The organism is Rhodococcus sp. 06-221-2 (genome assembly GCF_002258365.1).
Taxonomy (GTDB): Bacteria; Actinomycetota; Actinomycetes; order Mycobacteriales; family Mycobacteriaceae; genus Rhodococcoides; species Rhodococcoides fascians.
This window is the reverse complement of record NZ_NOYJ01000025.1, coordinates 16,226-30,681: the sequence shown is the minus strand read 5'-3', so window position 1 is coordinate 30,681 and position 14,456 is coordinate 16,226. Positions and strand designations below refer to the sequence as shown.

The following is a 14,456-nucleotide window of genomic DNA, read 5'->3' as shown; positions in this document are numbered from 1 at the left end:
GAAACGGTACGTCAGACTCGCCAAGATTGGTGAGGCAACCCTATTTACGGACGAAGCGGCCGATACATTCGACGTGGCTGGTCAGAGGAAACGCGTCGAACGCGCGCACGTCCGTCAGCTCGTAACCGGCTGCCCGGTAGAGGCTCGCGTCCCGCGCGAACGATGCCGGATCGCAGCCGATGTGGACGATCGTGCGGGGAGACCGCGTCGCGAGACCTTCGATGACGTCGCGTCCGGCACCGGCTCGCGGCGGATCGAGTACCGCCACCGCCACCGATTCCGGCAACGAATCCATCGATCGCTCGACCCGGCCCGGCGCGAACGAGACCTGAGCAAGGTCGTGCAGCGCCGAACGCCCGTCCTCGGCGGCCCGGCGCGAGAACTCGACGCTGGTGACTCGTCCGCTCGATCCCACCCGCTCGGCGAGAGCCGCCGCGAACACGCCGACACCGCCGTAGAGATCCCATGCGCCGTCACCCGGCTCGGCGTCCGCCCAGTCGCGCACGACGTCGGTGTACACCTGGGCCGCTCCCTTGTGCGCCTGCCAGAAGCCGGTGGCATCGAGTGTCCACGGCCGCGCCGAGACGAATTCGGTGACGCGACCCGACCCGATGACAGCCTTTTCCGGCCTGGCCCGGGACGACGCCGCTCGACGCGCCGACGCACCGCGTCGGCCCGGAGACCGGCGTCCGGTTCGCGTCAACTGGGCCGGTGCCACCTCCACCACATGGCGTTCACCCGTACCGTCGAGGACCACCTGCAATTCGGCACCTGCGCGCCACTCACGGCCCGACAATCCGTCGAACGCAACCGGATCCATTTGCGGGCACGACAACTCCGTGACGATCGAACTGCTTCGATAGCGGTGGTAGCCGGGCCGTCCACCCGAATCCACTGCCAGCCGAACACGGGTCCGCCATCCGATGCCGTCGCCGGTGCCCGGCAACTCCTCGACCGGAACGTCCCGCTCGATGCCCGCGACGCGGCGCAGCTGTTCGGCGACGACGGAGGACTTGAGTCGACGACCGGCTTCGGGGGTCGCGTGAGAATAGTCGCAGCATCCCGAACCACCGGGCCCGGAGATGGGGCAGCGAGCGTCGATGCGGTCCGGAGACGCGGTGAGGATCTCGATCGCGTCGGCGCGGCAGAACGACCCACCGCGATCCTCGGTCACCTTGGCCATGACGCGTTCCCCCGGTAGCCCGTGGCGAACGAACACCACTCGACCTTCGTGACGGGCCACGCAGAACCCACCGTGTCCGGGAGCGCCCAGTTCGACGTCGAGCACCAGCCCGAACCAGTTCTCGGTCATTTGCCCGCCGGCGGTTCGTAGCCGCGACGCGATGCACCCGGCGCATTTCCGAGCACCTCGCGCCTGGCCTTCTCCGACGAGCGCAGCTGCCACGGAACGCTGGTGACCATCACGCCGGGTTGAAACAGCAGTCGGGACTTCAATCTCAGCGCACTCTGGTTGTGCAGGACCTGCTCCCACCAGTGACCGACGACGTACTCGGGGATGAAGACGGTCACCACATCACGTGGTGAGTCGCGTCGAACTCGTTTGACGTAGTCCAGAACCGGCTTGGTGACTTCGCGGTAGGGCGATTCGACGACCTTGAGGGGTACCGAGACGTCACTGGCCTCCCATTCACGCACCAATGCTCGGGTGTCCACCTCGTCGACGTTGACGGTGACGGCTTCGAGAGTGTCGGGCCTGGTCGCGCGTGCGTAGGCGAGAGCCCGCAGGGTCGGCATGTGCAGCTTGGACACCAGCACGATCGAGTGCGTGCGGCTGGGTAGTACGCCGTCCCACACCTCGTTCTCGAGCTCGCGCGCCACGGTGTCGTAGTGCTTTCTGATCATCCGCATCAGGATGAAGATGGCCACCATCGCCACGATCGCGATCCAGGCTCCGGCAGCGAACTTGGTGATCAACACGATCACGAGAACGGTCGCCGTCATGGCCAGACCGACGCTGTTGACCACCCGCGAGCGCTGCATCCTGCCGCGCTGCTCGCCATCGGTCTCGGTTCGGAGCAGGCGGGTCCAGTGCCGGATCATGCCGGTCTGGCTCAGGGTGAACGAGACGAACACACCCACGATGTAGAGCTGGATGAGCTTGGTGACCTCTGCTCCGAACACCACGACGAACACGATGGCTGCACCGGACAGGAACAGGATGCCGTTACTGAAGGCAAGGCGATCGCCGCGCGTGTGCAACTGTCGGGGTAGATACCGGTCCTGAGCGAGCACCGAGCCCAGCACGGGGAAGCCGTTGAATGCCGTGTTCGCGGCGAGTACCAGGATCAACGCCGTCACGGCGGTGATGAAGAAGAACCCAACGGGGAACCCGCTGAACACTGCCTCCGCCAACTGCGCGATCAACGTCTTCTGGTGGTAGCCATCCGGTGCCCCGATCAGCTGCGTCTCCGGGTCCATCGCGTACTTGATGCCGATCTTCTGCGCCAGCACGATGATGCCCATCAACAACGTGATGCCGATACCGCCGAGCAGCAACAGCGTGGTTGCCGCGTTGCGGGACTTGGGTTTCTCGAATGCAGGCACCCCGTTACTGATGGCCTCGACTCCGGTCAGCGCCGCGCAACCCGACGAGAACGCCCGCGCGACGAGGAACGCGAACGCAATCCCGTACAGATGCGAGTCCTCCGCTTTCAGATCGAACGTCGCCGACTCGGCGTGAATGTCGTCTCCGAGCACGTAGACCCGGAACAACCCGTAGCCCAACATCAGGAACATGCCGCCCATGAAGGCGTATGTGGGAATGGCGAACGCGGCACCCGACTCGCGGATACCGCGCAGATTGATCGACGTGATGAACACGATGGCCACCACCGCGAACAGCACCTTGTGCTGCGCGACGAAGGGTACGGCCGAACCGATGTTCGACGCGGCCGCCGAAATGGAGACCGCCACGGTCAGCACGTAGTCCACCAACAACGCACTACCCACGGTCAGACCCGCCGCAGGACCGAGGTTGGTGGTCGCGACCTCGTAATCACCACCGCCGGACGGGTAGGCGTGCACGTTCTGCCGGTAGCTGGCGACCACCACCGCCATCACGACACAGACCGCGAGACCGATCCACGGAGTGAACGTGAGCGCCGATATCCCGGCCACGGACAACACCAGGAAGATCTCTTCGGGTGCGTACGCAACCGAGGACATGGCGTCCGAGGCGAACACCGGTAGCGCGATTCGCTTGGGTAGCAAGGTATGACCGAGCTTGTCGCTGCGGAACGGCTTACCGAGAACCAGCCGCTTTGCGGCAGTCGAGACCTTGGACACGATCAGAAGCGTAGGCCGTCGGGTCGCCGGCGGCGCAACCACGCGCCCTTTGACTTCCATCCGATGCCCACCCACGGTCGAGCCGGTGACGAATCCCCGATACGTTGGTGCTCGCATGCACACGGTGGCAATGTCGTCGGCAGTGTTGGTCGGCAATCGAGATCGGGACGGAGCTGGGCGTTGTACGTAGTTGTGATGGGGTGTGGCCGTGTCGGCGCATCGCTGGCCGGAGCGCTCGAGCGCATCGGGCACGAGGTGGCGATCATCGACCGCGACGAAACCGCGTTTCTGCGCCTTGACCCCGACTTCGGCGGGCATCGAGTAGTCGGTATGGGATTCGACCGAGATGTGTTGGTGCGCGCCGGAATCGAGAAGGCGGAGGCATTCGCAGCCGTATCCTCCGGTGACAATTCCAACATCATCTCCGCGCGCGTCGCGCGCGAGACGTTCGGCGTCGAGAAGGTCGTCGCCAGGATCTACGACGCCAAACGCGCCGCCGTGTACGAGCGCCTCGGTATTCCGACCGTGGCCACCGTGCCGTGGGCGACCGACCGGTTTCTGCACAATCTTCTGCGGGACGACCCCACCACCAAGTGGCGAGATCCGTCCGGGAGCGTCGCGGTGGTGCTGCTCGACTTCCACGATGCGTGGATCGGCAAGAAATTATCGGTACTCGAGGATGCGACCCGGTCGCGGGCCGCGTTCGTCATCCGTTTCGGCACCGGACTGCTGCCCGACAAGCGCACCGTGATCCAGGCAGGCGACGAGGTGTACGTCGCTGCCGTCTCCGGGACCGTCGCCGAGGCCATCGCATTGGCCGGCAATCCGCCGCCGTCGGACGACTGATGCTCGCCCGTACGTTGTTCTCCTCCCCCATCGACCCGAACGGGAAGCCATGAAAGTCGCCATCGCCGGTGCCGGCGCAGTCGGCAGATCCATTGCACGCGAATTGATCCGAAGTGAGCACGAGGTGATGCTCCTCGAACGCAAACTCGACCACGTCGATCAGACCGCAGTACCCGAGGCCGAATGGGTGCTCGCGGACGCCTGCGAGTTGAGTCTGCTCGAGGCCGCCCATCTCGAGAACTACGACGTGGTGATCGCCGCTACCGGCGACGACAAAGCGAACCTGGTGCTCAGCTTGCTGGCCAAAACCGAGTTCGGCGTGAACCGCGTGGTGGCCCGGGTCAACGACCCCAGAAACGAATGGCTCTTCGATGCGGCCTGGGGTGTCGATGTCGCAGTCTCGACCCCGCGCATGCTGGCGTCACTGGTGGAGGAGGCCGTCTCGGTAGGCGATCTGGTCCACCTGATGACATTCCGCAAGGGACAGGCAAATCTCGTGGAGATCACTCTGCCCGAGAACACGCCCCTGGCGGGCAAGCCGGTACGCAAGCTCCAGCTACCGCGGGACGCAGCACTGGTGACGATTCTTCGCGGTGGCCGTGTCATCGTTCCGCAGCACGACGATCCGCTCGAAGGCGGTGACGAGTTGCTCTTCGTCGCGGCGAAAGAGGTGGAGGACGAACTACGTGCTGCGGTCGGTCTGACCTGACGGCAGCTCGTCGGCCTGTTCGTCGTTCGATGCGAGGTCGAGCGCTCGATCCGCTTGACGCACCGCCCACAGAGTCACCAGTAGGGCTACGCCGGTCAGGGGCCACCCCATCCCGATCCGTGCCACCGCGAGCCAGCCGGTCTGGTCCGAGTCGTAGAGCTGGGACTGAACGATGTAGCGCGCAGCGAACACCGACGCCCAGGCGATGGTGGCCACGTCGTAGTAACGAACCGCAGACCGCTCCCGACGCCACGACGTTCCCTTGCCGTTGAGGTAACCCCAGATGACGCCGACGAGCGGCCACCGGGCGAGTACCGACAGCACGAACGCCCCGCCGTAGACGAGTGATGTATAGATGCCGAACAGGAAGTAGCCCTTGGCGTCCCCGGTGCGGTACGCGATGAAAGCGCAGATGCCGACGCCGAAGAATCCGGAGATGGCCGGTTGTATCGGGCTGCGGCGTACCAGCCGCCACACCAGAACGGCCGCGGCGACACCCAACGCAGCCCACAGAGCGACCGACAGGCCGAAGTAGCTGTTGAACGGGACGAAGACGACCACGGGCAGTGTGGAATATACCAATCCGCTCACACCGCCGAGCTGCTCGAGCACGGTGGGGGCGGCGGTCTTCACGGCGTCCGGCGTCGACGTGTCGGGTACCGGTTCCGGCATGTTCGACGTTCTCGGGTGCGGCACTGCATCGTCGCTGTTCGTCACGAGAACGAGAGTGCCATACCGGGGACGATCAGTTGTCGTCGCGCAGTTCGTAGTACGGGTTGTAGACGATCTTGCGTCCATCGCGTTCGCCGACCCGGCCACGCACCAGGACCGTCTTGCCCGGCTCGATTCCGGCAATCTTGCGCCGGCCGATCCACAGGAGAGTCACTGTGTCGGTGCCGTCGAAGAACTCCGCTTCGATGTTGGCGTTCGCGGCCTTGGAACACGCTTCGACGCTGCGTAGACGACCCAACATCGTGACCTCTTCGCCACGCGAGCAATCGCAGGCGCGTCGGGCTCCGGACGCTTCGGAGGATTCGGCCATCTCCTCGGCGTCGAGCTGATCGATGTCCTCGGTCAACTTTCGCGTCAAACGGCGAAAGTATCCTGCGGCAGCGGGTGCCATTGTGCGCTCCTGCGGGTGGGGGTCGTCTCGCAGCTCCACTCCTGGGAGCAGTTGCGGCGACCTGGGAGTTTCCCTCGTCATAGCTGGTACTTCGCCACTGTAGACCCGATCCGGCGCGCTGACCAACCACCGCCACGCCGTCGAACGGGGGCGTGCACAATCGTCTCGTGCACACCCGATTCAAGACCTCCACCGCGATCGTTCTACCGGGGACGGGATCGGACGCGCAGTTCGCACAGGAGGCATTCGGGCAGGCGTTCGACGTTGTGGGATTGGCCACTGTCGCCGTGGAACCCGACCCGACCGGCGTGGTGGGGAGCTATCTCGGTGCACTCGACGAGGCTGTACGCGCGCACGGTCCCGTCGTGGTCGCCGGAATCTCACTGGGTGCAGCCGTCGCGGCGCACTGGGCCGAACGCAACCGCTCGAGTGTCGTCGCGTTGGCGCTGGCGCTGCCGGCGTGGACGGGCGATCCCACCGGCTCACCGGCTGCACTGAGTGCACGGTTCACGGCTGGGTCGCTTCGCGAACACGGGCTCGACAGCGTCACGGGGACCATGGCCGAGTCGAGCCCAGAATGGCTCGCGCGCACCCTGGCGCGATCCTGGGCGTCGCAGTGGCCGGCGCTCCCCCGCGCGTTGGACGAGGCGGCCTCGTACCGAGGCCCGGAGTTGGACCGTCTCGCGCGGATCGACGCGCCGACCGTCGTGGTCGGCGCGGTGGACGACCCGGTGCATCCGATCGCGGTTGCGGAGCAGTGGGCTCGCGCCCTGCCGAGAGGCGTACTGCGGACCGTGACTTTGACGGACATCGGACTCGACCCGGGGGTCCTGGGCCGAGAAGCCGTCGACGCTCTGACCGCGGCGCACGACGTCTGACGCCGATCAGCCCCCCAGTTGCTGAATCGCCGATCCGGACGCTCCGCGGCGCGGAGCGCGCTCGGCACCGGGTTGTTCGGCGTTCGGTTGCGGAGTCGACTGCTGCTGCGCCGCATCGGTGTTCGCATCAGGGGCGGTGGGCTGCGCCGGCGCGGCCTGCTGCGCTGCTTGCTGCTGCGCGGCAGCCGCCAGTTGCTCGGCCAATACCTGCGGCAGAACCACCGGCAACGGAGTACGCACCGGGTGTGGATCGGTGCCGCGGTCGACGACGGTCAGTCGAAGAATCGAGTGCGCGAGCTGGACCAGGGGCTGGCCCTCCGCCACCGCGCCCGACGGCCCGGCGAGGACGCATCGAACCATCCAGCGATACCCGTCGACACCGATGAAGCGCAGATCGGCGTTGGCGGTGACACCGACCAACTCGCGGCCCCACGGTCCGGTCTCCACGGTCGTCTCGGCCTTGTCGTTGCGGAGCGATGTCGCCAGATCGGCCGCCACCTCGCGCCACTGCCCCGGAGACTTCGGGGCAGCGTAGGCGGCGATGGTGATGCGCCCGAACTGGGTGACGATGTGTACTGCCTGCGGGCTGCCCGCCTGAGACATCTCGACCTGCAGTTGCCCGCCCTCGGGGAGAGGGATCAACACAGAGCCGAGATCCAGCCGGTTCGCCGCGACGCTCTCGCGATCCTCGTCCAGATCACCGAGATCGTGGGGCCCCTCGACGGTGGTGTCCGCGGTCGCATCGTCGTTGTCGTCGTCGCGGCCGTCGACGAATGGCTCCGCGCTGGACGCGGAGGCACTGCCGGCGTCGTTCTTCTTACGCCGTCCGAACATGTTCAGCTCTCTTCTTCTCGGTTGCATTCAGTTCGCTGTACACCGACGACCGTCGCGACAGACGCACTACGTAGGACGTCACTGCACCAGACTCGCATGTCCGCCGGTCGAGCCGTGACCGCCGTCCCCTCGAACGGTGTCGTCGAGTCGATCCACTTCGACGAACTCGACCAATTCGACGCGCTGCACCACCAACTGAGCGATTCGATCGCCGCGATCGAGCACGATGGGCGTCCGGAGATCGTGGTTGATCAAGCAGACCTTGATCTCCCCGCGGTATCCAGCGTCGATGGTGCCAGGGGTGTTGACGACCGACAGTCCCGATTTGGCCGCCAGGCCCGAGCGCGGGTGGATCAGCCCCACCATCCCGAGGGGCAGGGCCACCGCAATCCCCGTGCCCACGAGAACCCGTTCGCCCGGAGCGATCGTCACTGGCGCGGTGATCCGCAGATCCACACCCGCGTCACCCTCGTGCGCACGCGTGGGAACCGGTAGATCTGGGTCCAACCGGCGAAGTCGAACCTCCCCGGGGCGGTCCGGGGGCACCTCGAGCTGGTCGCCGGAAAGCGTGTTGCGGGACTCGATGACTTCGTCACTCACGTCGAACGAGACTACGCTGATCTGCTTCGCCGTCGGCGCGGCGACTACCCTGGGTGGGGTGACTGCAGATCGACAGGCCGATCGGGCGAACCCCGAGTCCGACGACCCCACCTCGCGTGCCGGTTCCCCCGGCTCGGAGTCGGTGCTCTACGCCGAACGACTGTGGGTACCCCTCTGGTGGTGGGTGGCCGGCGCAGCGCTGGCGGTACTACTCGCAGCGGAGGTACACATGGGTGCCCCCGGTGTTCGCGCCTGGCTGCCCTACGTGTTGCTCCTGCCCCTGGTCGCCTGGGCTCTGGTGGCGTTCAGCAGGTTACGTGTGCAGGTGGTGGCCACCGATCCGAGCTCTGACTCGACCGGGTCGTCGTCCGCTGGCCTCGAACTACGGGTCGGCAAAGCGCATCTGCCTCTCGATGTCGCGTCCAAGGCAGCCGTGGTGCCCGCGACAGCAAAAAGTGCGGCGCTGGGAAGGCAGCTGGACCCGCTTGCCTTCGTACAGCACCGCACCTGGGTGAAACAGATGGTGATCGTCGTACTGGACGACCCGGACGACCCGACGCCCTACTGGTTGATCAGCACCAAGCGGCCGGAGAATCTACTCGCCGTGCTCAGTGCCCACGGCGTGGAAGCCCGCTGACCCAGCCGTCGGACTCTCGCTGCGAAACCTCACTGCCCGGCCGCTCGGCCGGGCATCGGCTGCCCTCGATCAGGGTCTGCCGTCGATCAGGCAGCGCAGTCCCGGCACATGAGGACACCGTTGGCATCGCTGGCCAGTCGACTGCGGTGGTGCACCAGGAAGCAGCTCGAACAGGTGAATTCGTCCGCCTGCTTGGGAACCACCCGGACCGAAAGCTCTTCGCCGGACAGGTCGGCACCCGGGAGCTCGAAGGACTCGGCGGTGTCTGACTCGTCCACATCGACGACTGCGGACTGCGCCTCGTTGCGGCGAGCCTTCAGTTCTTCGAGAGAGTCCTCCGAGACGTCGTCGGATTCTGTTCTTCTCGGAGCGTCGTAATCGGTTGCCATTGTTCTCGTAACCCCTCATCTTCGTGCGTGTGTGTGGTGGAAGCTGCCGGTGTGGTCGGCTTGTGGCCGTCGGCTGTGAAGAGGGCGCTTGCTCGCTCCCACCGATTTGATTCTCGATCGAACAGGTTCATCACGCGGTGCCGGAAACTACACCGGGTAGTTCCCGAATTCCGCCGGTTGAAACTCGATCGAGATTTCGCTCACCTGATCGACGATTCATCGGCAGCTTTCTGTTTCTTAAGCACTGCGGCCGCCAGACAATAGCCGACGCCGACCCCAAAGCCGAAACCGAATCGCCGATCACTTCATTGCCTCCGTGCACGCCGCATCAACACCGAGATCACCGGCTTCATTCCGCAGTCCGCAGAAGCAGTTCTGCTGCTGGTTTTCGCGGTGCAAACGGGTCGCGCGCACTGCTTTCGGCGAGCTCACGGCCGAGTGTGCCGTCGCCGAGGACCGCGGGCATCTACAGTAGGCACGCGTCGGTGTGAACCGACTCCTTGTACCGGTCTCGGCGACTGCCGACGGAAAGGCGAAGAATCACTGTGGTTTCTCTGATCACCGAAGGCCAGCCGGTCGACGACCGCGGCCGTCCGTTCCGTCGACGCCGCGCACTTCCGATCATCGCCGTGTTCGCAGTACTCGCTCTGCTCGCCGTGGTCGTGTGGGTCAAGGTGTTCACCACCACCGAGACGACATCGGCCACTGCCGAATGCAACACCCCGACCACGACCGCTGCCACCGACGGAACGCAGCCGGTTGCCCTCGGCGAGGAAGTCGACCCGACGACACTTCTCGACGTCGAGCCTGCCGCCCTGTCGGCATCGAAGGTACGAGTGTTCAACGCCAACGGCGAACGCGGCCAAGCTGCACACGTGGCGGCTCAGCTCAGTGACTACGGCTTCGCGAGTGCTCCGGACGTGCAGGTGGGCAACGATCCCGTCTACGTCGACCAGAACATGCAGTGCCAAGGCCAGATCCGATTCGGATCCGCGGGTATCGGTGCCGCGAGCGCGGTATGGCTCCTCGCACCGTGTGCAGAACTCATCGAGGACTCGAGAACCGACGACTCGGTGGATCTGGCACTCGGCACCTACTTCAGCGAGATTCAGCCGAACGACGACGCAGAGGAAGTGCTACGCACGCTGGCGGGCGCAGCCCCCGGTGCCGCGCCGCAGCCCCTCGACCCCGATCTGCTCGCCGCCGCGCGCCAGTCTCGTTGCTGAGTCGATCGCGCTGCTGAGACGGTTGCACTGCTGAGACGGACCAGTCCGTCAGCTCGGAATCGGATCGAGTGCGCCGACGAGTCGTAGGGCGGCAGTCAGGGGTTCGGCGATTCCCGGGGCCATCGCCACGGTGACGACTCCGTCCGCACTCGTCGACGTCGCTGCGGGCACATCGACGAGGGCTCCGGCCTCGGCAGCGATCAGCGACCCCGCCGCCCAGTCCCACGGGCTGAGCCCGTGCTCGAAGTGTGCGTCGACGGCACCGGACGCGACCATGCACAGATCCAGTGCTGCAGAACCGATTCGGCGAATATCTCGCACCTTCGGCAGCAGTTCGGCGATGATCGCGCCCTGCGCCGCGCGGCGTCGTGATCCGTACCCGAATCCGGTGGCCAGCAACGTCATCGACAATTCGGTCACACCCGAACACTGCAGCCGTTCGATACGACCGTCTGTGTACCGAGCCGTCGCCCCATGCCCCTGCGCGGCCGAATAGACCACATCGCGGGCCACGTCGACGACGGCCCCTGCCACGCTCACTCCGTCGATCTGCACCGCAACAGAGACCGCGTACGCAGGAATTCCGTACATGAAGTTGACGGTTCCGTCGATCGGATCCAGCACCCATCGAACTCCGGCGACGGATTCGTCCCCGCCACCTTCCTCCTCGCCGAGGACGGCATCGCCGGGACGCAGCTGCGCCAGCAATTCGCGAAGAACACGTTCGGTTTCGGTGTCCACGACGGTGACCGGATCGGTCGGTGTGCTTTTCGTCTGCACGGCCTCTGCCTCCGCGTCGGCACTGTCACCGAACACCTGCGGACGACGCGTTCGGACGTGCTCGGCTGCCTCCGTGGCAACCCGAACGGCAACCCCGCGCAGTACCTCCGCATCACGTGTCGTCGGTTCGGTATCCGACCGTTCTACGGTTGCCGGCGTCTGCGGCAATTGCTCAGTGGCGGTGTGGGTCTGCGTTCCGTCATGTTTCGGCACGCGTACATCGCAACACACTTCGCCGGCGCGGCACCACCGCGGCACTCGGCGGGCCGTCCGCTACAGCGTCGGCGTCACGCCGACGAACGGACGGCACTATTGTTCCGAAGCGACGGCACACACGAATTCGATCAGGCCAGGAGCGGCATCGACATGACACAGCCAGGTTCGGACAACAGCACCGCGGCGACGGCCGAGCGTCACGGGTTCGGCGTCGACGTCGGTGGCAGCGGCATCAAGGGCGGCATCGTCGACCTGAACACCGGTGAGCTCGTGGGCGATCGCTACAAGATCGAGACGCCTCAGCCTTCGACCCCCGACGCCGTCGCGCGGACCGTGGCCGAGATCGTCTCGCATTTCGAGTGGACCGGGCCGATCGGCGTCACCCTGCCCGCGGTGGTCACCAACGGTGTGGCGCGTTCGGCCGCGAACATCGACAAGAGCTGGATCGACACCGATGCGCGAGCATTGTTCGCGAAGGCCATCGGAAACGAGAACATCACCGTCCTCAACGACGCGGATGCCGCCGGGGTCGCCGAGGACAAGTACGGCGGCGGCAAGGGCAAGGACGGGGTCGTGGTTCTGCTCACGTTCGGCACCGGCATCGGTTCCGCCGTTCTGCACAACGGAGTTCTGCTGCCGAACACCGAGTTCGGACACATGGAGATCGGCGGCAAGGAAGCCGAGCATCGCGCGGCGTCCTCGGTGAAGGAGAACAAGGGGCTGTCCTACAAGGAATGGGCCAAAGAGGTCTCCACCGTGCTCGCGACGTTCGAGGCGCTGCTGTGGCCCGACCTGTTCATTGCCGGTGGCGGAATCAGTCGCAAGAGCGAGAAGTGGATTCCGCACCTGACCAACCGAACTCCGGTGGTCCCCGCGACCCTGCTGAACACGGCGGGGATCGTCGGAGCGGCCCTCGCTGCGGACAGTGCCGTCGCGTCCGCCGAGACCGGTACATCGGCTGGATCACCGCACTGACACGCGGTGTCGCCACCTGCGAAGGACGAGGGTAGGTAACAAACTCCTGAGAGGTCGTTACAATGGTGTGTGCCGGTACGCAGCCGGCCGAATCCGAAGACCTCTCCGCCGGAAACAACTCTGGCGTGACGCCGCACGACTTCGTCACGAAAGGGCGTACGTGGCAGCCACCGATATCCGTCAGACCGTAGATTCCGAACCTGGAACTGCGACACCTGAACCTGCTGTCAAGGCACCCGCCGCGAAGGCACCGGCTAAGAAGGCACCGGCCAAACGCGCCGCCGCCAAGAAGGCACCGGCCAAGAAGGCCGCAGCGAAGAAGACAGCAGCTCCCGCCACCGGCGATGACGTCGACGAGAGCACCCCGGGAATCGAAGACATCGACATCTCCGAAGGTGATCTTGCCGCCGCAGCGAACGACGTCGTCGAGGTCGTCGCCGCAGGCGACGACACCGAAGAAGACGCAACGAGCGAGCCGACCGCCGAGGACAAGGCGTCCGGCGACTTCGTCTGGGACGAAGAGGAATCCGAAGCCCTGCGTCAGGCCCGCAAGGACGCCGAGCTCACCGCATCAGCGGACTCGGTTCGCGCGTACCTCAAGCAGATCGGCAAGGTCGCCCTCCTCAACGCCGAGGAAGAGGTCGAGCTCGCCAAGCGCATCGAGGCAGGACTGTTCGCCGTCGAGAAGATGCGCGAGTCCGCGGAGAAGGGCGAGAAGCTCCCCGTCGCCCAGCGGCGTGACATGACCTGGATCTGCCGTGACGGCAACCGCGCCAAGAACCACCTGCTCGAGGCAAACCTCCGCCTCGTCGTCTCGCTGGCCAAGCGCTACACGGGCCGCGGCATGGCGTTCCTGGATCTCATCCAGGAGGGCAACCTGGGTCTGATCCGCGCGGTCGAGAAGTTCGACTACACCAAGGGCTACAAGTTCTCGACGTACGCCACCTGGTGGATCCGCCAGGCCATCACCCGTGCCATGGCAGACCAGGCCCGGACCATTCGTATCCCGGTGCACATGGTCGAGGTCATCAACAAGCTCGGACGCATCCAGCGTGAGCTCCTGCAGGATCTGGGCCGCGAGCCCACTCCGGAGGAACTCGCCAAGGAGATGGACATCACGCCCGAGAAGGTGCTGGAGATCCAGCAGTACGCTCGCGAGCCGATTTCCCTCGACCAGACCATCGGTGACGAGGGTGACAGCCAGCTCGGGGACTTCATCGAGGACTCCGAGGCTGTCGTCGCGGTCGACGCGGTGTCGTTCACGCTTCTGCAGGATCAGCTGCAGTCGGTGCTCGAGACGCTCTCCGAGCGCGAAGCAGGCGTAGTTCGCCTCCGCTTCGGCCTCACCGATGGACAGCCCCGCACCCTCGACGAGATCGGGCAGGTGTACGGAGTCACCCGCGAGCGAATTCGTCAGATCGAGTCCAAGACGATGTCGAAGCTGCGGCACCCGTCGCGGTCCCAGGTTCTGCGCGACTACCTGGACTGACAATCTTCGAACGACAAGCGACCGTCGATCTTCGGATCGGCGGTCGCTTCTCGTTGCTGGCGACTGCCAGGCTTTCGGTCAGAGCACGGGCGTCCCGAAATCCCCGGCGGGCCCCGGTCGGTACTCGACGGCGGCAGTGACGGCCTCGAGCGGTAGCGGTCCGTACAGGTGCGGAAACAGCATCGACTGCGGGTCGGACGGCACACCCGGCTCCCACTGCACCGGCGCACTCAACCGCGCTGGGTCCAGCGCCAGCAGCACCAGATCGGTGCGTCCTGGGAAGAGCCGGTTCGCGGGCAGATGCACCTGCTCGGGCGTGGAGAGGTGAACGAAACCCAGTTCGGCGAACGACTCCGGCGTGTACTCGGTACCGCCCCGGATTCTCGACCACTCCTCCGTGGTGCACAGATGTACGAGGACGTCGGTTCTCTCGGTCACACCGCCATTG

General features: G+C 65.6%; 16 protein-coding genes. 7 read left to right on the top strand and 9 right to left on the bottom strand.

All coding sequences use genetic code 11. The annotated features are described in order from the left end of the window. Positions 1-40 precede the first annotated feature (40 nt). Both CH281_RS12780 and CH281_RS12775 read right to left on the bottom strand, forming a co-directional pair. The gene (locus CH281_RS12780) at positions 41-1,312 is read right to left on the bottom strand and encodes a class I SAM-dependent RNA methyltransferase (RefSeq protein WP_027496901.1); all 1,272 of its coding nucleotides are present in this window, start codon (positions 1,310-1,312) and stop codon (positions 41-43) included. Then, positions 1,309-3,306: an APC family permease gene (locus tag CH281_RS12775; protein ID WP_032365101.1), complete on the bottom strand. Its 1,998-nt coding sequence runs from the start codon at positions 3,304-3,306 to the stop codon at positions 1,309-1,311. The genes CH281_RS12780 and CH281_RS12775 overlap by 4 nt, the downstream gene beginning before the upstream one ends. Positions 3,307-3,486: 180 nt before the next feature. Between CH281_RS12775 and CH281_RS12770 the strand changes: the two genes are divergently transcribed. Together CH281_RS12770 and CH281_RS12765 are read left to right on the top strand one after the other, a co-directional pair. Then, positions 3,487-4,152, top strand: a complete 666-nt coding sequence (locus CH281_RS12770; protein WP_027496899.1) for a potassium channel family protein — start codon at positions 3,487-3,489, stop codon at positions 4,150-4,152. 49 nt (positions 4,153-4,201) lie between these two features. Beyond that, positions 4,202-4,861, top strand: a complete 660-nt coding sequence (locus tag CH281_RS12765) for a potassium channel family protein (RefSeq protein WP_027496898.1) — start codon at positions 4,202-4,204, stop codon at positions 4,859-4,861. Here CH281_RS12765 and CH281_RS12760 read toward each other — a convergent pair. Next, the gene (locus CH281_RS12760; protein ID WP_051365378.1) at positions 4,835-5,533 is read right to left on the bottom strand and encodes a DUF3159 domain-containing protein; all 699 of its coding nucleotides are present in this window, start codon (positions 5,531-5,533) and stop codon (positions 4,835-4,837) included. The genes CH281_RS12765 and CH281_RS12760 overlap by 27 nt on opposite strands. 73 nt (positions 5,534-5,606) lie before the next feature. Continuing rightward, positions 5,607-5,984: an OB-fold nucleic acid binding domain-containing protein gene (locus CH281_RS12755; RefSeq protein ID WP_027496896.1), complete on the bottom strand. Its 378-nt coding sequence runs from the start codon at positions 5,982-5,984 to the stop codon at positions 5,607-5,609. A gap of 167 nt (positions 5,985-6,151) precedes the next feature. Between CH281_RS12755 and CH281_RS12750 the strand changes: the two genes are divergently transcribed. After that, positions 6,152-6,862, top strand: coding sequence for an alpha/beta fold hydrolase (locus tag CH281_RS12750; protein ID WP_027496895.1), 711 nt, complete (start codon positions 6,152-6,154; stop codon positions 6,860-6,862). 6 nt (positions 6,863-6,868) lie between these two features. Here CH281_RS12750 and CH281_RS12745 read toward each other — a convergent pair whose 3' ends face one another. Together CH281_RS12745 and dut are read right to left on the bottom strand one after the other, a co-directional pair. Next, on the bottom strand, positions 6,869-7,696 hold the full coding sequence (locus CH281_RS12745; RefSeq protein ID WP_094694443.1) for a DUF3710 domain-containing protein: 828 nt from the start codon (positions 7,694-7,696) through the stop codon (positions 6,869-6,871). A gap of 78 nt (positions 7,697-7,774) precedes the next feature. Then, positions 7,775-8,242, bottom strand: a complete 468-nt coding sequence (dut, locus tag CH281_RS12740; protein WP_027496893.1) for a dUTP diphosphatase — start codon at positions 8,240-8,242, stop codon at positions 7,775-7,777. A gap of 196 nt (positions 8,243-8,438) precedes the next feature. Between dut and CH281_RS12735 the strand changes: the two genes are divergently transcribed. Then, positions 8,439-8,933, top strand: coding sequence for a DUF3093 domain-containing protein (locus tag CH281_RS12735; RefSeq protein WP_027496892.1), 495 nt, complete (start codon positions 8,439-8,441; stop codon positions 8,931-8,933). Positions 8,934-9,019: 86 nt separating this feature from the next. Here CH281_RS12735 and CH281_RS12730 read toward each other — a convergent pair whose 3' ends face one another. Then, positions 9,020-9,322, bottom strand: a complete 303-nt coding sequence (locus CH281_RS12730) for a DUF4193 domain-containing protein (RefSeq protein WP_027496891.1) — start codon at positions 9,320-9,322, stop codon at positions 9,020-9,022. A 545-nt stretch (positions 9,323-9,867) separates the two neighbouring features. On the opposite strand from CH281_RS12730, the gene cei reads away from it, so the two are divergent. After that, positions 9,868-10,548, top strand: coding sequence for an envelope integrity protein Cei (gene cei, locus CH281_RS12725; RefSeq protein ID WP_027496890.1), 681 nt, complete (start codon positions 9,868-9,870; stop codon positions 10,546-10,548). 48 nt (positions 10,549-10,596) lie between these two features. Here the strand turns inward: cei and CH281_RS12720 are convergent, their stop codons facing one another. Continuing rightward, entirely contained in the window at positions 10,597-11,496 is a 900-nt protein-coding gene (locus CH281_RS12720; protein WP_373453882.1) for an inositol monophosphatase family protein, read from the bottom strand. A 198-nt stretch (positions 11,497-11,694) separates the two neighbouring features. Between CH281_RS12720 and ppgK the strand changes: the two genes are divergently transcribed. Further along, positions 11,695-12,519: a polyphosphate--glucose phosphotransferase gene (ppgK, locus tag CH281_RS12715; RefSeq protein ID WP_052057356.1), complete on the top strand. Its 825-nt coding sequence runs from the start codon at positions 11,695-11,697 to the stop codon at positions 12,517-12,519. 160 nt (positions 12,520-12,679) lie between these two features. Next, on the top strand, positions 12,680-14,008 hold the full coding sequence (locus CH281_RS12710; RefSeq protein WP_032365052.1) for an RNA polymerase sigma factor: 1,329 nt from the start codon (positions 12,680-12,682) through the stop codon (positions 14,006-14,008). A 78-nt stretch (positions 14,009-14,086) separates the two neighbouring features. Here the strand turns inward: CH281_RS12710 and CH281_RS12705 are convergent, their stop codons facing one another. Continuing rightward, positions 14,087-14,446 (bottom strand): DUF952 domain-containing protein, encoded by a 360-nt coding sequence (locus tag CH281_RS12705; protein WP_032370442.1) that lies wholly within the window; start codon positions 14,444-14,446, stop codon positions 14,087-14,089. Positions 14,447-14,456: the final 10 nt, after the last annotated feature.

Coding starts and splice junctions, on each gene's coding strand:
- CH281_RS12765 (WP_027496898.1), top strand. CDS start 4,202: ATGAAAGTCGCCATCGCCGGTGCCGGCGCAGTCGGCAGATCCATTGCA.
- CH281_RS12745 (WP_094694443.1), bottom strand. CDS start 7,696: ATGTTCGGACGGCGTAAGAAGAACGACGCCGGCAGTGCCTCCGCGTCC.
- CH281_RS12760 (WP_051365378.1), bottom strand. CDS start 5,533: ATGCCGGAACCGGTACCCGACACGTCGACGCCGGACGCCGTGAAGACC.
- CH281_RS12730 (WP_027496891.1), bottom strand. CDS start 9,322: ATGGCAACCGATTACGACGCTCCGAGAAGAACAGAATCCGACGACGTC.
- CH281_RS12780 (WP_027496901.1), bottom strand. CDS start 1,312: ATGACCGAGAACTGGTTCGGGCTGGTGCTCGACGTCGAACTGGGCGCT.
- CH281_RS12755 (WP_027496896.1), bottom strand. CDS start 5,984: ATGGCACCCGCTGCCGCAGGATACTTTCGCCGTTTGACGCGAAAGTTG.
- ppgK (WP_052057356.1), top strand. CDS start 11,695: ATGACACAGCCAGGTTCGGACAACAGCACCGCGGCGACGGCCGAGCGT.